This window comes from Pantoea sp. (genome assembly GCF_028283705.1).
Lineage (GTDB): Bacteria > Pseudomonadota > Gammaproteobacteria > Enterobacterales > Enterobacteriaceae > Pantoea.
This window is the reverse complement of the sequence record NZ_JAPWKD010000002.1, coordinates 140829-165271: the sequence shown is the minus strand read 5'-3', so window position 1 is coordinate 165271 and position 24443 is coordinate 140829. Positions and strand designations below refer to the sequence as shown.

Below are 24443 nucleotides of genomic sequence, written 5' to 3'. Positions count from 1 at the left end.
ATGCAGGACTCCCTGACTTTACAACCGATTGCCCGCGTTGATGGCACGGTAAATTTACCGGGTTCAAAAAGCGTTTCTAACCGCGCGCTGCTGCTGGCTGCGCTGGCTAAAGGCACCACGCGCCTCACCAACCTGCTGGATAGCGATGATGTTAAGCATATGCTTAACGCGCTGAAAGCGCTGGGTGTGAGCTACACGCTGTCTGCGGATCGCACGGTCTGCATCGTGACCGGCAACGCAGGCCCTTTGCATTCAGACCAACCCCTGGAGCTGTTTCTCGGCAACGCAGGTACGGCTATGCGCCCGCTGGCGGCGGCATTGTGCCTGGGTCAGCAATCCATTGTGTTGACCGGTGAACCGCGCATGAAGGAACGTCCGATTGGACATCTGGTTGATGCACTGCGTCAGGGCGGAGCGAAAATTGATTATCTGGAGCAGACGGACTATCCACCTTTGCGCCTTAATGGTGGTTTCAATGGCGGTGAAGTCAGTGTCGATGGCAGCGTTTCAAGCCAGTTCCTGACGGCGTTATTGATGACGGCCCCGCTGGCCCAGCAGGACACCACGATCACCATTAAAGGTGAACTGGTATCGAAGCCGTATATCGACATTACCTTGCATCTGATGCGTTGCTTTGGTGTTGAAGTCGATAACCAGAATTACCAGCGCTTTGTCGTTAAAGGTCAACAACAGTATCAGTCACCGGGTGATTACCTGGTGGAAGGCGATGCATCATCCGCATCTTATTTCCTCGCGGCAGCCGCGATTAAAGGCGGCACTGTGCGTGTCACCGGCATTGGTCGTAATAGTGTGCAGGGCGATATTCGCTTTGCGGATGTGCTGGAGAAAATGGGCGCGGTGGTTGAGTGGGGGGATGATTACATCGCCTGCACGCGCGGTGCATTAAATGCCATCGATATGGATATGAACCATATCCCCGATGCCGCCATGACTATCGCTACAACGGCGCTGTTTGCGCAGGGCACCACCCTGATGCGTAACATCTACAACTGGCGGGTGAAAGAGACGGATCGTCTGGCAGCGATGGCGACTGAATTGCGTAAAGTCGGTGCTGAAGTTGAAGAAGGCCACGATTTTATTCGTATCACGCCGCCGTCTCAGTTGCAGCACGCGGACATTGGGACTTACAACGACCACCGTATGGCGATGTGTTTCTCGCTGGTGGCGTTGTCGGACACGCCAGTGACCATCCTGGATCCGGGGTGTACGGCGAAAACCTTCCCCGACTATTTTCAGCAACTGGCGAAAATCAGTCACAAGGCCTGATGCGTAGCAACCCGGTACATCATGTACCGGGTCACTCTGCTTTCTGCTGGCCCTGAGTTGCCACAAATTCCTCCGATTCTGTTCAAATTTATAACACTGTCTGCGCTAAGGGGTAACGAACCTCGCGCGGGCAGCGTATAATGCCGCGCAATCCAGACAGCCGTGCAGGCTGAAAATACGCATCCAGCAACAGGAGAAGACAATGACGGCAATCGCCCCGGTTATTACCATCGATGGGCCCAGTGGTGCAGGGAAGGGGACCTTGTGCAAAGCGATGGCGGAGTCGTTGCAGTGGCACTTGCTGGATTCTGGCGCTATTTACCGCGTACTGGCATTGGCTGCGCTTCACCACCAGGTGAATATTGAGTCTGAAGAAGCGCTGGTACCGATGGCTGCGCATCTTGATGTGCGCTTTCTCTCCGTTGAGGGTGAGATGCAAGTGATCCTTGAAGGGGAAGATGTCACCGGGGAAATCCGCACCCAGGAAGTCAGCAACACGGCATCACGTGTGGCGGCATTTCCGCGTGTGCGTGAGGCGCTGTTGCGTCGTCAACGGGCGTTCCGTGAGGAACCTGGATTAATTGCTGATGGTCGCGATATGGGAACCGTTGTCTTCCCGGATGCACCAGTAAAAATCTTTCTTGATGCCAGTTCAGAAGAGCGTGCTCATCGCCGTATGCTACAGTTGCAGGAGAAGGGCTTTAGTGTTAACTTTGATCGCCTTTTAGCCGAGATAAAGGAACGCGACGACCGCGATCGTAACCGCGCCATCGCCCCTTTAGTGCCTGCAAATGATGCTCTGGTGCTGGATTCAACCAGTATGTCCATTGAGCAAGTGATTGAAAAAGCACTTGATTATGCCCGCCAGAAGCTGGGCATTTAATCTTTTCGGCAACCGAATTGTTATAACCCTGTACCACGGATCCGGTGCCGGGCATGTGAAACAACCCCATCCGACAATGACGTCAGGTGGACGTTAAATTGAAGAATCCTGAAGATTATCAATATGACTGAATCTTTTGCTCAACTCTTTGAAGAGTCCCTGAAAGAAATCGAAACCCGTCCGGGTTCCATCGTTCGTGGCGTCGTTGTTTCTATCGACAAAGACGTAGTCCTGGTTGATGCGGGTCTGAAATCTGAATCTGCAATCCCTGCAGAGCAGTTCAAGAACGCAGCTGGCGAACTGGAAATCCAGGTGGGCGACGAAGTTGACGTTGCTCTGGACGCAGTAGAAGACGGCTTCGGTGAAACCCTGCTGTCCCGTGAAAAAGCTAAACGTCACGAAGCTTGGATCACGCTGGAAAAAGCTTACGAAGACGCTGAAACTGTTACCGGTGTTATCAACGGCAAAGTTAAAGGTGGCTTCACTGTTGAGCTGAATGGTATTCGTGCGTTCCTGCCGGGTTCACTGGTAGACGTACGTCCGGTTCGCGACACTCTGCACCTGGAAGGCAAAGAGCTTGAATTCAAAGTAATCAAGCTTGATCAGAAACGTAACAACGTGGTGGTTTCTCGCCGCGCAGTTATCGAATCTGAAAACAGCGCTGAACGTGATCAGCTGCTGGAAAACCTGCAGGAAGGCATGGAAGTCAAAGGTATCGTTAAGAACCTCACTGACTACGGCGCATTCGTGGACCTGGGCGGCGTTGACGGCCTGCTGCACATCACTGACATGGCCTGGAAACGCGTTAAGCATCCGAGCGAAATCGTCAACGTGGGCGACGAAATCACTGTTAAAGTGCTGAAGTTCGACCGCGAACGTACCCGTGTATCTCTGGGCCTGAAACAGCTGGGCGAAGATCCGTGGGTAGCTATCGCTAAGCGCTATCCGGAAGGCACCAAGCTGACCGGTCGTGTAACCAACCTGACTGATTACGGCTGCTTCGTAGAAATCGAAGAAGGCGTTGAAGGTCTGGTACACGTTTCTGAAATGGACTGGACCAACAAAAACATCCACCCGTCTAAAGTTGTTAACGTGGGCGACGTGGTTGAAGTTATGGTTCTGGACATCGACGAAGAGCGTCGTCGTATCTCCCTGGGTCTGAAGCAGTGCAAATCTAACCCATGGCAGCAGTTCGCTGAGACCCACAACAAGGGTGACCGCGTTGAAGGTAAAATCAAGTCAATCACTGACTTCGGTATCTTCATCGGCCTGGACGGCGGCATCGACGGTCTGGTTCACCTGTCTGACATCTCCTGGAACGCGACTGGCGAAGAAGCCGTTCGTGAGTACAAAAAAGGCGACGAAATCGCTGCCGTTGTACTGCAGGTTGATGCAGAGCGTGAGCGCATCTCTCTGGGCGTGAAACAGTTGGCTGAAGATCCGTTCAACAACTACATCACCCTGAACAAGAAAGGCGCTATCGTGACTGGTAAAGTCACTGCAGTTGACGCGAAAGGTGCTACAGTAGAATTAGCTGATGGCGTAGAAGGTTACCTGCGCGCTTCTGAAGCTTCACTGGACCGTATCGAAGACGCAACTCTGGTTCTGAGTGTTGGTGACGACGTTGAAGCTAAATTCACCGGCGTTGACCGTAAGAACCGCGTTGTAAGTCTGTCTGTCCGTGCGAAAGACCAGGCTGATGAGAAAGAAGCTATCAACACTGTTAACACCAAACAGGAAGAAGGCAACTTCTCTAACGCTATGGCTGAAGCGTTCAAAGCGGCTAAAGGCGAGTAATCGACCCGAGGCACCGGGTGGCGTAAGCTACCCGGTTTCGGTAAAAGCTGTCATACCTTTCCAAACAGGGATTAACCGGAGGTTACATGACCAAGTCAGAACTGATTGAAAGACTTGCTGGCCAGCATACTCATATTCCGGCGAAAGTCGTTGAGGATGCGGTCAAAGAGATGCTCGAGCATATGGCCACAACGTTGGCACAGGGCGAGCGCATTGAAATCCGGGGATTCGGCAGCTTTTCTTTGCACTACCGCGCACCGCGCACCGGACGTAACCCGAAAACGGGTGACAAAGTTGATCTGGAAGGTAAATACGTTCCTCACTTCAAGCCGGGCAAAGAATTGCGTGACCGTGCGAACATTTACGGCTAAGCCGTTACCGAACATTGAAAACGACACCTTCTGGTGTCGTTTTTTTTTTGCCTGAATAGCTCCGGCGAGCGCGCTTCAGAAAAGATGTCATACCGCTGCAAACTCGACGATTTCCCGGAAGCTGACGCAGAAAACACCCATTCACTTCAATAGAAAAACCGCCAGTTCTGGCACACTCTTTTCTCCTTTCACGGAGAAGAAAGATGCCGACCACATGGATTGTGTTGGCAGGGTTAATGATCCCTGCTGCGTTGCCTTTAGGTTTTCTGCCACAACTGCCAGGTGATGGCATCCTGTTGGTGATAGCCATGGCTGCTTTGCTGCTAAGGTTGCAGCCGCTCCCTTCATTGCGCATTGCTGCACCCGTTTTGCTACTGATGCTGTGGGCGCTGGCCGAAGCCCGTCAGATGACTGCCAGTATTGACCTTCTGACCAGGGCACCGGTGAATGCTATTGTGCGGGTCACCGATGTGCGTGAAGACAACAAACAGCTGAAGATCCAATTGCTGCAAATTGATGGGCGCTATCAGTTTCCCCCGATATTCGCCACACTTAACGATAATGGCGAGGGAGAGCCGTTCTGTGCAGGACAGCGCTGGCAGATGCAGCTTCGCTTACGCCCTGTTCATGCCCGGCTCAATGAGGGAGAGTTTGATTTACAACGTTTTGCCGTAGCACAACATACGCCGTTGCAGGGAACCATCATTCGGCGTCAGGAAATGAACAAGGCATGTAGCTGGCGATCACGCCTGATTCAATACCACTTGCCCGCATTCGCGCAGATGAAGTCCCCAGCCATTGTGCAGGCTCTGGCATTTGGTATGCGCGATGCGATGACCGAAGAACAGCGGCGGTTATTGCGCGAGACGGGAACTGCGCACCTGATGGCTATTTCGGGTATGCATATCGCGCTGGCGGCGAGTGTCGGCTGGATACTTGCACGCATGCTGCAGATTTTTTTCCCCGCCAGACGCATTAACTATATGTTTCCTTTGATAGCGAGTGGGTTAACGGCGGCAATTTACTGCTGGGTATCCGGCAGTCATCCCCCTGCACAACGAGCGATGCTGGCTCTCACACTTTGGATAGTATTACGTATTGTAGGCTGGCAGTTAAATGGCTGGCAGGTATGGACATTATGCGTTGGGCTGCTGCTCTTTGTTGATCCTCTCACCGTCTTATCCGAGAGTTTTTGGCTTTCAGCACTGGCGGTAGCGGTATTGCTCATCTGGTATCACTGGTTCGCATTACCGGTGGGTTTCCGCACCCGGCGTCGCTGGATAGTGTTGCAGCTGCTGCATTTGCAGTTGGGCATGATGTTGCTGATGGCACCATTGCAAATATTTCTGTTTCAGGGCATCAGTATCAGTGCATTGCTGGCAAATCTGCTAGCTGTACCAGTCATCTCTTTTATCTCTGTGCCGCTGATATTGCTGGCGATGCTGGTACCAGTAGTACCGTTATCCAGTAGTTTGTGGTGGCTGGCTGACCAGTCGGTTCATAAGGTGATGCAGGGGCTGGCGTGGCTTCCTCCGGGCTGGCTGGCCTGGGGAGAGGCATTGCCAGCGATGGGTTTGCTATGGGGCGGGACATTAGCCTGGCGTAGCGGGATCCTTTATCGCGCACCTGTACAGTGTTGCAGCATCGCGGTTGCTCTATTGATCTGGCGTAGCAATACGCCGCGTGAAGAATGGCAAATTGACATGATCGACGTAGGGCATGGGCTGGCGGTGGTTATCACCCAGGGGGATGAAGCGGTGCTGTATGACACCGGACCACGCTGGAACCAGGGCGATGCCGGTAATCGTGTCATACTTCCCTGGCTGCAGCGTAAAAACAAAACGCTCCGTGCAGTGATGCTGAGTCATAAGCATCTGGACCATCGTGGTGGACTGGACTCGATTGTTGCCGCTATGCCTGAGACATCGGTGCGCAGCGCTCTGCCCGAGACTCACCATCTCCCCTGTTTTCAGGGGGAGACGTGGCTTTGGGGTAAGTTACGTTTTAACGTGTTATGGCCACCCCGGGGGGCCACCCGGGGGGAAAATAATGATTCCTGTGTGGTGCGCGTTGATGATGGCAAAGTCAGCCTGTTGTTAACCGGGGATATTGAGCTGGAAGCGGAAAGACAATTGGTGACGCAGCAAAAGCAGGCGCTGGCCTCGACCATCCTGCAAGTGCCGCATCATGGCAGCCGCACATCCTCCAGTGCGTTGCTGTTACGCAATGTCGCAGGCAGGGTAGCGATTGCCTCGGTGGCGCGCTACAACGCCTGGCGAATGCCAGCCAAAACGGTAGTCGATGCTTACCGCCAGAATGGATATCTTTGGTATGACACTGCGCAATCAGGACAGATTCACATCGCGATTAATGCAGGTGATTGGCAGATTAAGGGTTTAAGAGAGCAAATAATGCCCCGCTGGTATCATCAGTGGTTTGGCGTCAAACGTGAATCCAGGTAGAATGAGCGGCTATTTCAAACAGCGTGAATAAATGATGCATCAAGACAAAGATCTCTCAACGTGGCAGACATTTCGCCGACTCTGGCCGATGATTGCGCCCCACAAAGCTGGCTTATTCGTGTCTGCTGTGGCGCTGATACTCAATGCGGCAGGCGATACTTTAATGCTCTCCCTGTTGAAACCTTTACTGGATGATGGCTTCGGTAAAGCTGACAAATCCGTACTGCTGTGGATGCCGCTGGCGGTAATTGGCTTAATGCTTATCCGCGGCGTGACCAGCTATATTTCAAGCTACTGTATTTCATGGGTTTCAGGCAATGTGGTGATGAATATGCGCCGTCGCCTGTTTAGCCATATGATGGGGATGCCGGTTGCCTTCTTCGACCAGCAATCCACCGGTACGCTGTTGTCCCGTATTACCTATGATTCTGAGCAGGTCGCTTCATCATCATCCAGTGCGCTGGTCACGGTGGTGCGTGAAGGGGCGTCAATCATTGGCCTGTTCATTATGATGTTCTACTACAGCTGGCAGCTGTCTTTGATCCTCATCCTGCTGGCGCCGATTGTGTCATTCGCGATTCGTAACGTCTCAAAACGCTTCCGTAATATCAGCAAAACCATGCAGAACACCATGGGGCAGGTGACGACCAGTGCAGAACAGATGCTCAAAGGGCACAAAGAAGTGCTGATTTTCGGTGGTCAGGAAGTGGAGTCAGAGCGTTTCGGCCGTGTCAGCAATAAGATGCGTCAGCAGGGCATGAAACTGGTATCCGCTTCATCTATTTCTGATCCGGTTATTCAGCTGATTGCTTCTCTGGCTCTGGCATTCGTGCTGTATGCCGCCAGCTTCCCAAGCGTCATGGCGACGTTAACCGCCGGTACCATCACCGTGGTGTTCTCCTCGATGATCGCGCTGATGCGTCCGCTGAAATCACTGACTAACGTCAATGCGCAGTTCCAGCGTGGTATGGCAGCCTGCCAGACATTATTCAGCATTCTCGATAGCGAGCAGGAATGTGATAACGGCAAGCGTGAACTGGGTCGTGCTAAAGGTGATGTCGAGTTCCGCAACGTGACCTTTACTTATCCAGGCCGTGATATTCCGGCGTTACGCGATATCAATCTGTCGCTGCCTGCGGGAAAAACGGTGGCGCTGGTTGGCCGCTCTGGGTCTGGTAAATCCACCATGGCAAGCCTGTTGACCCGTTTTTACGATATTCAGCAAGGTGAAATCCTGCTGGATGGTCACGATTTGCGGGAGTACACCTTGAGTTCATTACGTAATCAGGTGGCGCTGGTGTCGCAAAATGTCCATCTGTTCAATGACACCATCGCCAACAACATTGCTTATGCGCGCAATGAACAATACAGCCGTGAAGAGATTGAGCGTGCGGCGACGATGGCCCATGCCATGGATTTCATTAAGAAAATGGATAACGGTCTCGATACAGTTATCGGTGAAAATGGGGTGCTGCTTTCCGGTGGTCAGCGTCAGCGTATCGCCATTGCCCGTGCTTTGCTGCGTGATTGTCCGATCCTGATCCTCGATGAGGCCACCTCGGCACTGGATACCGAGTCCGAACGCGCGATTCAATCGGCACTGGACGAGTTGCAGAAAAATCGCACTTCACTGGTGATTGCCCACCGCCTTTCTACCATCGAAAAAGCCGATGAAATTGTGGTGGTTGAAGATGGCCGTATCGTTGAGCGTGGTACGCACGAGGTGCTGCTGGCGCAGAAAGGTGCTTATGCCCAACTTCACAAGCTCCAGTTTGGCCAATGATTGAACGCATCTGGAGTGGGCGATCGCCATTATGGCTGCTGTTATGGCCGCTCAGTCTGTTGTATGGGGCCATCAGCTGGCTGATTCGCCTCAGTTTCCAGCGCGGCTGGCGTAAAAGCTGGCGTGCGCCCTGTCCGGTGATTGTGGTTGGCAACCTGACGGCAGGAGGCAACGGCAAAACACCGGTGGTTATCTGGCTGGTGCAGGCATTGCAACAACGTGGCCTGCGTCCGGGTGTAGTCTCCCGTGGTTACGGTGGTAAAGCAGAAAGCTATCCATTGCTGGTCAGCGCAGAAACGCCCACCGGGCAGGCGGGTGATGAGCCGGTTTTGATTGCGCAACGCACCCAGGTACCGGTGGCGGTAGCCCCGCAGCGGCGTGCTGCCGTTGAAGCGTTACTGGCCCAACAATCGCTGGATGTGATCATCACCGATGATGGTTTGCAGCACTACGCCTTGCAGCGCGATCGTGAGGTGGTGGTGGTCGATGGTGTGCGCCGCTTTGGTAACGGCTGGTGGTTACCGGCCGGGCCGATGCGGGAGCGCGCTTCGCGTCTTGAGCAGGTTGATGCGGTTATCGTCAATGGTGGAGAAGCCACAGGGCGGGAAATTGCCATGACGCTGCAACCCGGCATGGCCATTAATCTGGTCACGGGACAAAGCGCCACGCTGGATCAGTTACCTCCGGTGGTGGCGATGGCCGGTATCGGACATCCGCCGCGTTTCTTCACTACCCTGAAACAACAGGGGCTACAGCCGATTGCCGAAGTGGCCTTTGCCGATCATCATGCCTATAGCCAGGCGGAACTGAACAGTTTGATCCAGAAAGGGCAATGTCTGTTGATGACGGAGAAAGATGCCGTTAAGTGCCGGACTTTTGCCGGTGAAAACTGGTGGTATTTACCCGTTGATGCCCATCTGTCCGGCGCGGCGCTGCCCGCGCTGCTGGATGACATTACGCAGCTTTGTCTCACAGCGCGTCATTCACAGCCGCGCTAGTTTCTGGAGGGAAACTGAGTTATGACCCACGCGGACTCCCTTTCTTTAGCCACTGCCCGTCACCTTCATCTTGCCGCCCAGGGCCTGCTAAGGCCGCCGAAACGCCGGGCGCGTTTTGCCGATATTCACGCCACCATTCGGCAGATGTCGCTGCTGCAAATCGATACCATCAATGTCGTGGCGCGCAGCCCGTATCTGGTGTTGTTTAGCCGGCTGGGCGATTACCCGATTAATTGGCTGGAAGAGACGCTGGCTGCGGGGGCGCTATTTGAATACTGGGCGCATGAAGCCTGTTTTATTCCCCGCGAAGATTATTCGCTATTGCGCCATCGCATGCTTGATCCTTCACGTCTGGGCTGGAAATACAATGCGCAGTGGGTAGCGGATCATCAGCAGGAAATTTCGGACTTGCTGGAGCATATCAATGCCAACGGGCCCGTACGCGCCGCCGATTTTGTGGCGGATAAGCAGAGTAAACCGGGCTGGTGGGCGTGGAAACCGCATAAACGCCATCTGGAAAATTTGTTCAGCGCCGGTGAACTGATGGTGGTGGAACGGCGTAATTTTCAGCGGGTGTATGACCTGCACCAGCGCGTGATGCCGGACTGGGATGATGGACAGCATGCATTGAGTGAAGACGATGCCGTGGTAAGTATGCTGAACCACAGCGCGCGCAGCCTGGGGATTTTCCGTCCCGCGTGGCTGGCCGATTATTACCGTCTGAAACGCGTAGCGCTACAACCCTGGCTGGCGGAGGCTGAGGCTCGAGGCGATATCGTGCCAGTACAGGTTGAGCAACTGGGCGACATGTGGTTGCATCGTGATCTCTTGCCACAACTGGAGAAACCGCAGCCTGCGACCCATACCGCGCTGTTGTCACCCTTTGATCCGGTGGTATGGGATCGCCGTCGGGCGCTGGAACTGTTCAATTTTGACTACCGTATCGAATGCTATACCCCGGCAGAAAAGCGTAAATACGGTTATTTCGTGTTGCCTATTTTGCATCGCGGCAGCCTGAAAGGGCGGCTGGATGCAAAAATGGACCGCCAGGCGCAGCAACTGGTGATCCGATCATTTTGGCTGGAAGAGGGTGTGCGTGTGACGGCTGGCTTTATCAGCGATGTAAAGCGCGCCATCTCGCGGTTTGCGCACTGGCAGGGTGCCAGTGAAGTGGTGATCGAGCAGGCTCCGGCAGCGTTACGCGCCGCCTGGTCAGATCGCTGGATATTAACCGAGTAGTGGATTGCGGCACGTTGCCTGGCGCTGCGCTATGGTATGCTAACCGCCTGACGCATCGATCCACTGGAGGATATTATGGATCACCGTTTACTTGAGATTGTGGCTTGCCCGGTTTGCAATGGAAAACTGTACTACAACAAAGAGCAGCAGGAGTTGATCTGCAAACCTGATGGGCTGGCGTTCCCGGTGCGGGATGGCATTCCGGTATTACTGGAAACCGAAGCACGCACCTTGTCTGTTGAAGAGATTCATCCATGAGTTTCGTCGCCATTATTCCGGCGCGTTATGCTTCAACGCGTCTGCCGGGTAAACCGCTGGTGGATATTCTCGGTAAACCGATGGTGGTGCATGTGATGGAGCGTGCACGCGAATCCGGTGCGGATCGTGTCATTGTTGCCACCGACCATCCGGACGTGGCAGCCGCTGTCGAAGCCGCTGGTGGTGAGGTCTGCATGACCAGCCCTGACCATCATTCAGGTACCGAGCGTCTGGCGGAAGTGATTGAAAAATATCAGTTCCCGGATGACACTATTATCGTCAATGTCCAGGGCGATGAGCCGATGATCCCGCCTGCCATTGTGCGTCAGGTTGCGGCAAATCTCGCTCAGGCTGAAGCGGGGATGGCGACCCTGGCAGTGCCGATTCACGATGCAGAAGAAGCCTTCAATCCCAATGCGGTAAAAGTGGTGACTGATGCACGGGGTTATGCGCTCTATTTCTCACGCGCCACTATTCCCTGGGATCGTGAACGTTACGCGAAATCGCGTGAACAGGCTGGCGATACGCTGCTGCGTCATATTGGCATCTATGCTTATCGTGCAGGCTTTATACGTCGCTACATTGCCTGGGCACCTTGCCCGCTTGAGCAGATTGAGCTGCTCGAGCAGCTGCGTGTGTTGTGGTACGGCGAAAAAATCCACGTTGCGGTGGCGGAAACCGTGCCGAGCGTGGGTGTTGATACCCCGGAAGACCTGCAACGCGTGCGCGTAGCGATGCAGGGGTAATCCCGCAGAGGCCAGCTTGTTACGAGCTGGCTCTGCCGTTCTTTGATCTGGCGCATCACTCTGCGCTGCAGTGACCTCCAGGATAATCAAGTCACTTTGACTGGGGAGGATGACGCATGGAACAGCTCCGTTCAGAACTCGCGCTGGTGCTTGGAGAAAGCGTCGGCCGTCTCGAAACCATTAGTGAACAATCACAATCGCGGCTTTACGCCCTGTACGATGCCGCCGATAAACCGATGCCGGTGGTGGCGAAGTATTTCCGTCATCAGGGGCGCGCCGCGCTGGAAGCCAAAAAGCTGGCGATGCTGGGCCGTGATGGTTTGATTGCCGTTCCTGCGGTGTTTGGCCTGGTGCTGAGTCAGCAAAAACCGGTGCATGAAATGTTACTGATGGCCCGCCTCAATGGTGTTTCTGCCGAAGCGCCATCGCGCACCGCCGCACGCTGGGAGCAGTTGTGTGAACAGGTGATTGAGGGCTTGCTGGCCTGGCATCGTATTGATAGCCACGGCCTGGTGGGTAATATCGACAGCATTCAGGAAAACAGCTGGCCCGCCTGGTATCAGCAGCGGGTTGAAGTGCTGTGGTCAACCCTGGGGTATCTGTCACCCCCGTCTTTTACTCTCGACGATCGGCAAATTCTGTTCCGCAGTCGTCAGCAGTTGCCCCGCCTGCTGGAAGGATTTGACGATCCCTGTGTGCTGATTCATGGCAACCTGCGCCTCGCGAGCATTATGAAGGATGTGCATAGCGATCAACTGGTGGCGATGACCCAGCCCGGCAATGTGCTGTGGGCACCACGTGAGTTTGAGCTGATGCGGCTGGGGGATAACGGTGCTGAGGCGTCACTGCTGCAACACTATTTGCAGCGCGCGCCAGTGGCGGAAGGTTTCCTCTGGCGGCGCTGGCTGTATCAATTATGGGACTGCATCGAAACGCTGGTAAATACCGGGCAATTTGATCGCCCGCGTTTCGATCGTGCACGGGAACAGCTACTCCCCTGGCTGGGGTGAGGTCATATCATCTCCGCGGACTGCCTGCCACGCCTGTCCCAGCGTTTCATAAATCGCCCGTTCGCTATGGCTCAGCCATAAGGGAGAGGGGATGGCTCGCTCCCACCAATTTAGTGGTGAGGTGATAGCCAGTTGGTTCGCCGGTGCTGCCAGGGGATTTAGACCGGCGGCCTGGAAGAAATGCATGGCGCGCGGCAGATGATTCGCTGAGGTGACCAGCAGGAACGGATGCTGTCCCACGGCGATTTTTACCGCCTGTGCTTCCTCTCGGGTGTCTTTGGGTTGATCCAGCACCATAATGGCATCAGCCGGAACGCCGAGACTCTCCGCCACCTGCGCCGCGACGCGGGCGTTACTCATCGGATTATCTCCTGCCGCCGCACCAGTAAAGATCATCTTCGCCTGCGGATAACGTCGCCACTGGCGTACTCCTTCGGCCACGCGAGGCAGACTATTCCCAATCAGGTTCGAACTGGGTGCCCATGCAGGATTAAAGGTGTATCCACCGCCCAACACCACGATATAATCGACGTGTTCACTGCGGTTCCAGGTCGGATACTGGTTTTCCAGCGGCAGCAACAGGCGATCGGCCACCGGTTGCAGGCTGAGTAACAGCAGCAGAAGCCAGCTGATTGATATCAGTATTTTGCCGCTTTTCTGCCAGCGGCTGAACCAGAGCAATAAAAGTCCAGCTGCCATGAATGACAGCAGCAGCGGCAAGGGCAGTAACATCCCACCGATCACTTTTTTTAACGTGAAAAACATCGAAAATTGCTCCTTTTGGCCGAAAAAACAGCAGCCAGACACTAACCACGGGATGAAAGGTTCATTCTTGTTGAGCCTGTGACAAAATAGCACAAGTTGAATGCAGCAGAGCGGAGCGACCAGCATGCAGGATCGTAACTTTGACGATCTCGCGGAGAGATTTTCAAAGAATATTTATGGCACCAAAAAAGGCATGGTGCGCCAGGCGATCCTGTGGGATGAGCTGGATGCGCTACTGCCGACGCTGCGCGCTGGGCCGCTGTCGGTGCTGGATGCGGGTGGTGGTGTAGGGCAAATCTCCAGCGGGCTGGCCGCACGCGGGCATCAGGTAGTCCTGTGCGACCTTTCTGCCGAGATGCTGAAGCTGGCTGAGGCGCACGCACTTGCCGAGGGTGTGAGCCACAACATGCAATTCAAACAAATTAGCGCACAACAGGTCGGCGAACATTTGGATAAGCCAGTTGATCTGGTATTGTTTCACGCTGTGCTGGAATGGGTCGCGCAGCCCGAGGAAGTATTACAGGCGTTATGGCGCACCCTGAAGCCGGGTGGGGTATTGTCGCTGATGTTTTTTAATCGCCATGCCTTAACTCTGCGCCTGCTCACCCTCGGCAATTTTGGCTATCTGCAGGCCAATATGTCCAAACGCAAAAAGCGCACGCTGTCGCCTGATTATCCCCGCGATCCTGAAGAAGTGTATCGCTGGCTGACAGACTGCGGCTTTGAGATTGAACAGCGCGCTGGCATTCGCGTCTTTTGTGACTACATGAAAGAGCAGGCCGCCGCCCTGAAAGACGTTGAGTCCATTATTGAGATGGAACGGCGCTACTGTCGCCAGGAGCCCTTTTTGAGTTTAGGGCGCTATATCCACGTGACCGCGCGCAAACCCAGGTAGAAGGACCAACTATGAGCGAATTTTCCCAGACGGTGCCCGAACTGGTGGCATGGGCGCGCAAGAACGATTTTTCACTTGCGCTGCCGGTAGAACGTCTGGCCTTTTTGCTGGCTATCGCCACCTTAAACGGTGAGCGGATGGATGGCGAAATGAGTGAAGGTGAGTTGATTGACGCATTTCGTCATGTCAGCAAAGCGTTCGAACAAACCCACGAAACCGTACAGGTGCGTGCCAACAACGCCATCAACGATATGGTGCGGCAGCGTCTGCTTAACCGTTTTACCAGCGAACTGACGGAAGGTAATGCTATTTACCGTCTGACGCCACTGGCCATCGGCATCACCGACTATTACATCCGCCAGCGCGAATTTTCGACTCTGCGTCTTTCGATGCAGCTGTCGATTGTGGCGCAGGAGCTGAAACGCGCTGCCGATGCTGCGGAAGAGGATGGTGATGAATTTCACTGGCACCGTAACGTATTTGCGCCACTGAAATATTCGGTGGCGGAAATTTTCGACAGCATCGATATGACGCAGCGCCTGATGGATGAACAGCAGCAGGCGGTGAAAACCGATATCGCCGATCTGCTGAACAAAGACTGGCGTGCGGCGATTTCCAGCTGTGAAATGCTGCTGTCAGAAACCTCCGGCACGCTGCGTGAATTGCAGGATACGCTGGAAGCGGCGGGCGATAAGTTACAGGCCAATCTGCTGCGTATTCAGGACGCCACCCTGAGCAGCCCGGACCTGGGCTTTGTCGATAAGCTGGTATTTGATCTGCAAAGTAAGCTGGACCGTATTATCAGCTGGGGCCAGCAGGCTATTGACCTGTGGATTGGCTATGATCGCCACGTCCATAAATTTATTCGTACTGCCATCGACATGGACAAAAACCGCGTATTTGCGCAGCGTTTGCGTCTGTCGGTGCAAAACTATTTCGACCAGCCGTGGGCGCTGACCTACGCCAACGCCGACCGTCTGTTTGATATGCGTGATGAAGAGATGACGCTGCGCAACGACGAGGTGATGGGGGAACTACCGCCCGAGCTGGAATACGAAGAATTTAACGAAATTCGTGAGCAATTGGCCGCAATGATTGAAGAAGCTCTGCAGGTGTACCGGCAGGAGCAGCGACCACTCAACCTCGCCACGGTGATGCGCGATTATCTGTCGCAATATCCGCGTGCCCGCCACTTTGATCTGGCGCGCATCGTGATTGATCAGGCGGTTCGCCTCGGCGTGGCCGAAGCCGATTTAGCCGGTCTGCCTGCGGAATGGCAGACCATTAATGAATACGGAGCCAAGGTGCAGGCACATGTCATCGACAAATATTGAACAAGTGATGCCAGTCAAACTGGCTCAGGCACTGGCAAATCCCATTTTCCCCGCGCTCGATAGCCAGTTACGCGCGGGACGCCACATTGGCATCGAAGAGCTGGATAATCATGCATTCCTGATGGATTACCAGGAATATCTGGAAGAGTTTTACGCGCGTTATAACGTGGAACTGATTCGTGCGCCGGAAGGATTTTTCTACCTGCGCCCGCGTTCGACCACGCTGATCCCGCGTTCGGTGCTGTCCGAGCTGGATATGATGGTGGGGAAAATCCTCTGTTTCCTCTATCTCAGCCCGGAACGTCTGGCGAATGAAGGCATCTTCACCCAGCAGGAATTGTACGACGAACTACTGTCGCTGGCGGACGAGAGCAAATTGCTCAAGCTGGTTAACCAGCGATCCACCGGCTCTGACCTTGACCGTGCAAAATTGCAGGAGAAGATGCGCGCATCGCTCAACCGCCTGCGCCGTCTCGGCATGGTGTGGTTTATGGGCAATGACAGCAGCAAATTTCGCATTACCGAATCGGTGTTTCGCTTCGGTGCCGATGTGCGCAGTGGTGATGATGCCCGCGAAGCGCAGCTGCGTCTGATTCGCGATGGCGAAGCCATGACGCTGGAAAACGCCAGCGCCACCCCGGACAGCGATGAAAACGATAACGACGCCGAGAGCGAAGCGAGTGATAACGCGGAGGATGAGCAGGCATGATTGAACGCGGTAAATTTCGTTCGCTAACCCTGATTAACTGGAACGGCTTCTTTGCCCGTACCTTTGATCTTGATGAGCTGGTGACCACCCTATCGGGCGGTAACGGTGCCGGTAAATCGACCACCATGGCGGCGTTTGTCACGGCGTTGATCCCGGACCTGACGCTGCTGCATTTCCGTAACACCACCGAGGCCGGTGCAACCTCCGGTTCGCGTGATAAAGGTCTGCACGGTAAGTTGCGGGCCGGTGTCTGCTATGCGGTGCTGGATGTGGTCAATTCACGCCATCAGCGCGTGGTGGTTGGGGTGCGTCTGCAACAGGTGGCCGGGCGTGATAAGAAGGTGGATATCAAGCCGTTCAGCATTCATGGCTTACCCACCGATACTCAGCCGACCGATATGCTCACCGAGATCCTCGGTAGCCGTCAGGCGCGTGTCCTGCCGCTGGCGGAAGTGAAAGATCGGGTGGAAGCGCAGGAAGGTGTGCAGTTCCGTCAATACAGCTCGGTAACCGATTACCACGCCACGCTGTTTGAGCTTGGCGTGGTGCCGCGTCGCCTGCGTACTGCTGGCGATCGCAGCAAGTTCTATCGTCTGATTGAGGCCTCGCTGTACGGCGGTATCTCCAGCGCCATTACCCGCTCGCTGCGTGATTACCTGCTGCCGGAAAACAGCGGGGTGCGTAAGGCCTTCCAGGATATGGAAGCCGCACTGCGTGAAAACCGCATGACGCTGGAAGCGATTCGCGTCACCCAATCTGACCGCGACCTGTTTAAGCATCTGATCTCGGAAGCCACCAGCTACGTTTCAGCGGACTACATGCGTCACGCCAACGAACGTCGCATCCATCTTGATGGTGCCTTGCAGCTGCGTAACGAGTTGTTTACCAGCCGTAACCAGCTGGCTTCGGAACAGTATCGCCACATTGAAATGGCGCGCGAGTTGTCGGAACACACGGGTGCCGAAAGCGATCTGGAAACCGATTATCAGGCTGCCAGCGATCACCTGAATCTGGTACAGACGGCGATGCGTCAGCAGGAAAAGATCGAGCGCTACGATGCCGATCTGGAAGAGCTGACTTACCGCCTCGAAGAACAGAATGAGGTGGTGGCCGAAGCACGTGAAGTGCATGAAGAAAATGAAGCGCGTGCCGAAGCAGCGGAAGTGGAAGTCGATGAGCTGAAAAGCCAGCTGGCCGATTTCCAGCAGGCGCTTGATGTGCAGCAAACCCGTGCCATTCAGTATCAGCAGGCCTTGCAGGCGCTGGAAAAAGCGCGTGCGCAATGCCAGCTTGCCGATTTGACCATCGACAATGCCGCTGAATGGCAGGAAACCTTCCAGGCGCGTGAAGAAGAAGCGACGGAACAACTGCTGCGCCTGGAACAGAAGCTGAACGTTGCCGAAGCGGCGCACAGCCAGTTTGAGCAGGCGCTGACGCTGGTCGCCAGCATTGCCGGTGAGGTAAACCGTCAGGATGCCTGGCAGGTTGGCCGTGAATTGCTGCGTGATGCCGCTAACCAGCGCCATCATGCGGAACAACTTTCGTCGCTGCGTTTGCGCCTCAATGAACTGGAGCAGCGCCTGCGTGAGCAGAATGAAGCGGAGCGTTTGCTGGCGGAATTCTGTAAGCGGCAGGGCCAGCAATATGATGCTGATGCGCTGGAAGGCTTGCAGCGTGAGCTGGAAGCGCAGATTGAACAGCTGAGTACCAGTGTCGCCGATGCCGGTGAACGCCGCATGCTGATGCGTCAGGAGCTGGAGCAACTGCGTGAACGCATCACCGCGTTAACCGCTCGTGCGCCGCACTGGCTGGCAGCGCAGGAGATCCTGACCCAGCTCAGCGAACAAACCGGCCAGCAGCTGACCAGCAGCCAGCAAATCACCGAATTTATGCAGCAACTGCTGGAGCGCGAGCGTGAAACCACCGTTGAACGTGATGAAGTGGCGGCGCGTAAGCGTGAAATCGAGAAACAAATCGAACGCTTAAGCCAGCCTGGCGGTGCGGAAGATGCGCGTCTGACCCAGCTGGCCGAGCGTTTTGGCGGCGTGTTGCTGTCGGAAATTTATGATGATGTGACGCTGGATGATGCGCCTTACTTCTCAGCGCTGTATGGTCCGTCACGCCATGCCATCGTGGTACCGGATTTGTCACTGGTACGCGAGTTGCTGAATGGTCTGGAAGATTGCCCGGAAGATCTCTATCTGATCGAAGGGGACCCGCAGTCATTTGATGACAGCGTATTCGGCGTTGATGAGCTGGAAAACGCGGTAGTGGTGAAGGTGGCGGAACGTCAGTGGCGCTACTCTCGCTTCCCGAAAGTGCCGTTATTTGGCCGCGCTGCGCGTGAAAACCAGCTGGAACTGCTGAATAACGAACGCGATCAGCTGGCGGAACGCTATGCCACGCTGTCGTTTGATGTACAGAAAACCCAGCGTCTGCACCAATCCTTCAGTCGCTTTATCGGCAGCCATCTGGCGGTGGCGTTTGATGAAGACCCGGAAGCGCTGATTCGCCAGCTCAATAGCCGTCGTGGCGAACTGGAACGCGCGCTGAGTCAGCATGAAAACAACAACCAGCAGCAACGTATGCAGTACGAGCAGGCGCGCGAGGGCGTGGCCCAGCTGAATCGCCTGTTGCCGCGCGTTACGCTGTTGCTGGACGATACGCTGGCTGACCGCTGTGAAGAGATCCGTGAGCGCGTTGATGAAGCCCAGGAGGCCGCACGTTTCCTGCATCAGCACGGTAATAAACTGGCGAAGCTGGAACCGCTGGTGGCGGTGTTGCAGAGCGATCCGCAGCAGCACGATCAGCTGGAGCGCGACTATCAGCAGGCGCAGCAGTTGCAGCGCGAAACACGCCAGCAGGCATTTGCGCTGACCGAAGTGGTGCAGCGTCGTGCTCACTTCAGTTATGTCGATTCAGCGGGCATGCTGACCGGCAACAGCGACCTGAACGAGAAATTGCGTCAGCGTCTTGAGCAGGCGGAAGGCGAGCGCAGCCGCGCCCGTGAACGTCTGCGCGAGCATCAGACGCAGCTGACGCAGTACTCTCAGGTGCTGGCATCACTGAAAAGCTCTTATGACGCCAAGCGCGACATGCTGAAAGAGTTGCAACAGGAGATGCAGGACATCGGTGTTCATGCGGATGCCAGCGCGGAAGAACGCGCCCGCGCCCGTCGCGATGAACTGTATACCGCGCTGAGCCATAACCGTGCGCGTCGTAATCAGCTGGAAAAACAGCTGACGTTCTGCGAAGCCGAAATGGACGGACTGCAGAAGAAACTGCGTAAGCTGGAGCGCGATTATCATCAGATGCGCGAGCAGGTAGTGAGCGCCAAAGCGGGCTGGTGTACCGTATTGCGTCTGGTGAAAGAAAATGGCGTCGAGCGCCGTCTGCATCGTCGTGAACTGGCCTACCTGAGCGGTGATGAGCTGCGTTCCATGTCGGATAAAGCGTTGGGTGCGCTGCGTCTGGCGGTGGCGGATAACGAACATCTGCGCGATGTTTTGCGCATGTCGGAAGACCCCAAACGCCCGGAACGTAAAATTCAGTTCTTTATTGCAGTGTATCAGCATCTGCGCGAGCGTATCCGTCAGGACATCATTCGTACTGATGATCCGGTGGAAGCCATCGAGCAGATGGAGATTGAGCTGAATCGTCTGACGGAAGAACTGATGGCGCGTGAGCAGACGCTGGCGATCAGTTCGCGCAGCGTCGCCAATATCATCCGTAAAACCATTCAGCGTGAACAGAACCGTATTCGTCAGCTTAACCAGGGTCTGCAGGCGGTCAGCTTCGGTCAGGTGCGCAGCGTGCGTCTTAACGTTAACGTGCGCGAAACCCATTCCATGCTGCTGGATACGCTGTCGGAAGAACACGAACAGCATCAGGATCTGTTCAACAGCAATCGCCTGACCTTCTCAGAAGCGCTGGCGAAGTTGTACCAGCGTCTGAATCCGCAGATCGATATGGGCCAGCGTACGCCGCAAACCATCGGTGAAGAGCTGCTCGACTATCGCAACTATCTGGAGATGGAAGTTGAGGTTAACCGTGGCTCCGATGGCTGGTTACGTGCGGAAAGTGGCGCGCTTTCTACCGGTGAAGCCATCGGTACCGGGATGTCGATTCTGGTGATGGTGGTGCAGAGCTGGGAAGAGGAATCTCGCCGTCTGCGCGGTAAAGATATCTCGCCGTGCCGTCTGCTGTTCCTTGATGAAGCGGCACGTCTCGATGCACGATCCATCGCCACTCTGTTTGAGCTGTGTGAGCGTCTGGAGATGCAGCTGGTGATCGCTGCGCCGGAAAATATCAGCCCGGAAAAAGGGACTACCTATAAACTGGTGCGTAAGGTGTTCAACAACACCGAGCATGTCCATGTGGTGGGCCTGCGCGGTTTCTCGGCTGATCCGGCACCGGTAAAACGCGAGAACAGTGATATCGACCTGGAAACAGAAAATTCCTAACGTTGAATCTGGTTAAAATTCATCGCTACGGTTAATGTGTAAACGGCATTTGCAGCCTGATGCAAATGCCGTTTTTATTTGTATACTCAAAAATATGTATAAGGTCGTACACAGCATAAGCGAGTCGGCTGTGACTTAGGCGAGAAGGGGGCAGGGATGTTGCTGAATAATAAAAGCAGATTCAATCGTGCTGCAATAGCACTCAGTTTGTCACTGGTATTGTCGCCACTGGCTACCAGCCACGCGGCGATTATCGCGGCGCTGCCCGGCACAACGCATCGCACCATGACCGTTGCGGCCAGTCAGCATCAGATTCAGCAGGCTTTCAGCCCCAGCGAACAACCGTTCTATCTGCCCGGTCTGGCAGGCATTTATGCAGCGCGTAATATGGCGCCGCTGTGGCAGGACCGGGCTGCCGTGCAGGCGTTCCAGCAGCAGCTGGCGGAAGTGGCACTTTCCGGCGTGCAGCCGCAGTTTACCCGCTGGGTGGGACTGTTAACCAACCCGGAAATCAAAGGGATGGCGCGTGATATTGTGTTAAGCGATGCCATGCTGGGCTATCTGCAATTTGTCTCGAATGTCCCCACCCAGGGTGAGACCTGGTTATACAGCAACGTGCCTTACAAAATGGCCATGCCGACGGTGGCGGTAATTAATCAATGGCAGAATGCGGTGAACGGTGGTGGTAGCCGCAGCTTTGTGACGTCGCTGGAGCCACAGCATCCGCAATACCGGCCGATGCATGCTGCGCTGAAAACCCTGCTGACTGACAATCGCCCGTGGCCGCAGTTGCGCGATAGCGGCACGCTGCGTCCCGGCCAGATCAGCAATGATATCCCTGCGCTGCGCGAGATTTTGCAACGTACCGGTATGCTGACCGGCCATAGCGCGACGCCAACGCCAGCAGACGATGCGGTGCCTACTGCACCAGTGCCGGTGAGCCAGAGCGAGCAGCCGGTCGCTGTCAGCCCTTCGGCTACCAGCGTCAATGATTTGCCCGCCCAGGCACCGCAGCCGTTGGGCAATGTAGCGGCAAACCCGGGGCAGTCCACCAATAATGTCTATGATACGGCGCTGGTAGACGGCGTAAAACGTTTCCAGCACTGGCAGGGACTGGCTGATGATGGGGCGATTGGTCCACGTACCCGTGAATGGCTCAATGTGTCGCCGCAAATGCGCGCTGCGCTGCTGGCGCTGAATATCCAGCGTTTACGCCTGCTGCCGGATGATATGCATAACGGCATCATGGTGAATATCCCCAACTATTCGCTGACCTACTACAACAACGGTGCCACCATCCTGTCATCACGGGTGATTGTCGGCCGTCCCGATCGTAAAACCCCACTGATGCGCAGCGCGCTGAATAACGTGGTACTGAATCCGCCGTGGAATGTGCCAACCTCACTGGTGCGTCAGGACATTGTGCCGAAGGTTAAACAGGATCCGAGCTATCTCTACAAGCATGGCTTTATCTTGCTGTCTGGCTGGAGTGAGGATGCTGAGGTGATCGATCCGTCGATGATCGACTGGAGAATGGTATCGGCTGCCAGCTTTCCGTATCGCATACGGCAGTCGCCCGGGGCGATGAATTCGCTGGGTCGCTACAAATTCAATATGCCCAGTTCGGATGCGATTTATCTGCACGATACACCAAACCATAACCTGTTCCAGCGTGATATCCGCGCCCTCAGTTCCGGCTGTGTTCGCGTGAATAAGGCGTCGGAGCTGGCTGATTTGTTGTTGCAGGACGCGGGCTGGAATGACAGTCGCATCTCCGACACCCTGAAGGAGGGCAACACGCGATATGTGCCGATTCGCCACCGGATCCCGGTTAACCTTTACTATCTGACGGCCTGGGTGGCGGATGATGGTCAACCGCAGTATCGTACAGATATTTACAATTATGATAATCCAGCGCGTTCTGGCAGCCAGGTATTGGTGAAAGCCGGGCAGTTGCTGCTCTAGTGATTGATTTATCAATACTCCCCGCTATCTAAAAATTTCAAAACCAGTTCCGAATAAGTGATGTCGGGCTGGTTTTGGCCTTTCTGTTCCCGGCCACGGGTTGACTGAGTTTACTGCTGCGGTTAATGTTCGGCCTTGTGTGCTTTTTACACATTTTTTATCGCTTTAATCTCAGGTAAACCCGCTTAATGGCTAATTTTGATTCTCAGCGTCGTAAATTGCTCCTGATCGGAGGGGCAGCCGCAGGCCTGTCACTGCTGCCTGGCTCAGCACTGGCCTCGCTTTCCACCTCCCGTCCGCGAATTCTGACGCTCAATAACCTTCACACCGGTGAAAGCCTTAAAACAGAGTTTTTTAACGGCAAGAGTTATGACAAGGATGAGTTAGCTCGCTTAAATCACTTTTTCCGTGACTACCGTGCCAATCAGATGAGAAAGATTGACCCGCATCTGTTTGACCAGATTTATCGCCTGCAGGCGCTGCTGGGTACCCGTAAACCGATTCAGCTGGTGTCGGGTTACCGCACCATCGCCACCAACAATATGCTGCGCGAATCCGGTCCGGGGGTGGCGAAACACAGTTATCACACCAAAGGCCAGGCGATGGATTTTCATATCGAAGGCATTGCCCTGAACAATGTTCGCAAAGCGGCGTTATCTCTGCGTGCAGGTGGTGTAGGATATTACCCGCGCAGCAACTTTGTTCACATTGACACTGGTCCTGTAAGGCACTGGTCCTGATACCGGCAGCGCTGCGTGTGTCGGTCATGGAGCGCTATGAACTACCTCATTATTCCGGTCACGGCATTTTCCCAGAACTGTTCAGTTATCTGGGGAGATGATACCCAGCAGGCCGCGCTGGTGGACCCGGGTGGCGACGCCGCCACCATTATCGCGGTGCTGGCAGAGCGTGGCATTACCCCGCAACAGATACTGCTGACGCATGGACATCTCGATCATGTCGGCGCTGCGGCCGAGCTGGCGGCCCATTTTCAGGTGCCGATTATCGGACCACAGTTACGCGATAAATACTGGCTGGATGGATTGCCGGTGCAGAGCCAGATGTTCGGTTTGCCGGAATGTGCGCCCCTGACACCCGATCGCTGGCTGGAAGAGGGTGAAACGGTGCAGGTCGGTGAGGTAACGCTGGAAGTGCTGCATTGCCCTGGTCATACGCCGGGCCATATCGTATTTTTCGATCGCGCCGGTCGTCTGCTGATCTCCGGGGATGTGATCTTTAACGGTGGCGTTGGCCGGACCGATTTCCCCCAGGGAAGCCATAGCGATTTGATCGCGGCGATTAAAACCAAACTTCTGCCGCTGGGCGATGATGTGACCTTCGTACCGGGGCATGGACCGATTTCCACGCTGGGCCGCGAACGTATCAGTAATCCGTTCCTGCAATAAAATTACCGTAGCGGCCTGATTCATCACGCGATGTTGGTAAAACATGCGCGATAAATCGCGCCGCTACGGGTT

Annotated in this window: 19 protein-coding genes; 18 read left to right on the top strand and 1 reads right to left on the bottom strand. The window is 55.0% G+C overall.

Translation table 11 applies throughout. From position 1 onward, the window contains the following. The 11 genes from aroA (at nt 1) to PW844_RS01765 (ending at nt 12834) form a co-directional block, all read left to right on the top strand. On the top strand, nt 1-1287 hold the full coding sequence (aroA, locus tag PW844_RS01815) for a 3-phosphoshikimate 1-carboxyvinyltransferase (RefSeq protein ID WP_299446182.1): 1287 nt from the start codon (nt 1-3) through the stop codon (nt 1285-1287). A gap of 202 nt (nt 1288-1489) precedes the next feature. Next, nucleotides 1490-2170 carry a (d)CMP kinase gene (gene cmk / locus PW844_RS01810; RefSeq protein ID WP_299446179.1) on the top strand — a complete coding sequence of 227 codons (681 nt, stop codon included), beginning with the start codon at nt 1490-1492 and terminating at the stop codon, nt 2168-2170. Nucleotides 2171-2293: 123 nt separating this feature from the next. After that, nucleotides 2294-3967, top strand: coding sequence for a 30S ribosomal protein S1 (gene rpsA, locus PW844_RS01805; protein WP_208714512.1), 1674 nt, complete (start codon nt 2294-2296; stop codon nt 3965-3967). An 86-nt stretch (nt 3968-4053) separates the two neighbouring features. Next, nucleotides 4054-4338: an integration host factor subunit beta gene (ihfB, locus tag PW844_RS01800; protein WP_003849360.1), complete on the top strand. Its 285-nt coding sequence runs from the start codon at nt 4054-4056 to the stop codon at nt 4336-4338. Nucleotides 4339-4541: 203 nt separating this feature from the next. Beyond that, complete coding sequence (locus tag PW844_RS01795; RefSeq protein ID WP_299446147.1) at nt 4542-6800, top strand: DNA internalization-related competence protein ComEC/Rec2; 2259 nt, start codon at nt 4542-4544, stop codon at nt 6798-6800. Between the two features lie 34 nt (nt 6801-6834). Continuing rightward, nucleotides 6835-8583, top strand: a complete 1749-nt coding sequence (gene msbA / locus PW844_RS01790) for a lipid A ABC transporter ATP-binding protein/permease MsbA (protein WP_299446786.1) — start codon at nt 6835-6837, stop codon at nt 8581-8583. After that, nucleotides 8580-9581, top strand: a complete 1002-nt coding sequence (lpxK, locus tag PW844_RS01785) for a tetraacyldisaccharide 4'-kinase (RefSeq protein WP_299446144.1) — start codon at nt 8580-8582, stop codon at nt 9579-9581. Before msbA ends, lpxK begins: the two co-directional genes overlap by 4 nt. Before the next feature lie 21 nt (nt 9582-9602). After that, entirely contained in the window at nt 9603-10820 is a 1218-nt protein-coding gene (locus PW844_RS01780; protein ID WP_299446141.1) for a winged helix-turn-helix domain-containing protein, read from the top strand. A 75-nt stretch (nt 10821-10895) separates the two neighbouring features. After that, entirely contained in the window at nt 10896-11078 is a 183-nt protein-coding gene (locus PW844_RS01775; protein ID WP_084873707.1) for a Trm112 family protein, read from the top strand. After that, nucleotides 11075-11824 carry a 3-deoxy-manno-octulosonate cytidylyltransferase gene (kdsB, locus tag PW844_RS01770; protein ID WP_084873708.1) on the top strand — a complete coding sequence of 250 codons (750 nt, stop codon included), beginning with the start codon at nt 11075-11077 and terminating at the stop codon, nt 11822-11824. Before PW844_RS01775 ends, kdsB begins: the two co-directional genes overlap by 4 nt. 116 nt (nt 11825-11940) lie before the next feature. Further along, nucleotides 11941-12834 carry a YcbJ family phosphotransferase gene (locus tag PW844_RS01765; RefSeq protein ID WP_299446129.1) on the top strand — a complete coding sequence of 298 codons (894 nt, stop codon included), beginning with the start codon at nt 11941-11943 and terminating at the stop codon, nt 12832-12834. Here PW844_RS01765 and elyC read toward each other — a convergent pair. Continuing rightward, nucleotides 12814-13599: an envelope biogenesis factor ElyC gene (elyC, locus tag PW844_RS01760; protein ID WP_299446126.1), complete on the bottom strand. Its 786-nt coding sequence runs from the start codon at nt 13597-13599 to the stop codon at nt 12814-12816. The genes PW844_RS01765 and elyC overlap by 21 nt on opposite strands. A gap of 124 nt (nt 13600-13723) precedes the next feature. On the opposite strand from elyC, the gene cmoM reads away from it, so the two are divergent. The 7 genes from cmoM (at nt 13724) to PW844_RS01725 (ending at nt 24371) form a co-directional block, all read left to right on the top strand. Next, on the top strand, nt 13724-14494 hold the full coding sequence (cmoM, locus tag PW844_RS01755) for a tRNA uridine 5-oxyacetic acid(34) methyltransferase CmoM (RefSeq protein WP_299446123.1): 771 nt from the start codon (nt 13724-13726) through the stop codon (nt 14492-14494). Nucleotides 14495-14505: 11 nt separating this feature from the next. After that, nucleotides 14506-15828, top strand: a complete 1323-nt coding sequence (gene mukF, locus PW844_RS01750; RefSeq protein WP_084873712.1) for a chromosome partition protein MukF — start codon at nt 14506-14508, stop codon at nt 15826-15828. After that, nucleotides 15809-16537: a chromosome partition protein MukE gene (mukE, locus tag PW844_RS01745; protein WP_084873713.1), complete on the top strand. Its 729-nt coding sequence runs from the start codon at nt 15809-15811 to the stop codon at nt 16535-16537. The genes mukF and mukE overlap by 20 nt, the downstream gene beginning before the upstream one ends. Beyond that, the gene (mukB, locus tag PW844_RS01740; protein ID WP_299446114.1) at nt 16534-21000 is read left to right on the top strand and encodes a chromosome partition protein MukB; all 4467 of its coding nucleotides are present in this window, start codon (nt 16534-16536) and stop codon (nt 20998-21000) included. The genes mukE and mukB overlap by 4 nt, the downstream gene beginning before the upstream one ends. 156 nt (nt 21001-21156) lie before the next feature. Next, nucleotides 21157-22965: a L,D-transpeptidase gene (gene ldtD, locus PW844_RS01735; protein WP_299446111.1), complete on the top strand. Its 1809-nt coding sequence runs from the start codon at nt 21157-21159 to the stop codon at nt 22963-22965. Between the two features lie 188 nt (nt 22966-23153). Continuing rightward, on the top strand, nt 23154-23705 hold the full coding sequence (locus PW844_RS01730; RefSeq protein ID WP_299446108.1) for a YcbK family protein: 552 nt from the start codon (nt 23154-23156) through the stop codon (nt 23703-23705). A gap of 36 nt (nt 23706-23741) precedes the next feature. After that, nucleotides 23742-24371, top strand: coding sequence for an MBL fold metallo-hydrolase (locus tag PW844_RS01725; protein WP_084873717.1), 630 nt, complete (start codon nt 23742-23744; stop codon nt 24369-24371). The last annotated feature ends 72 nt before the right edge of the window (nt 24372-24443 follow it).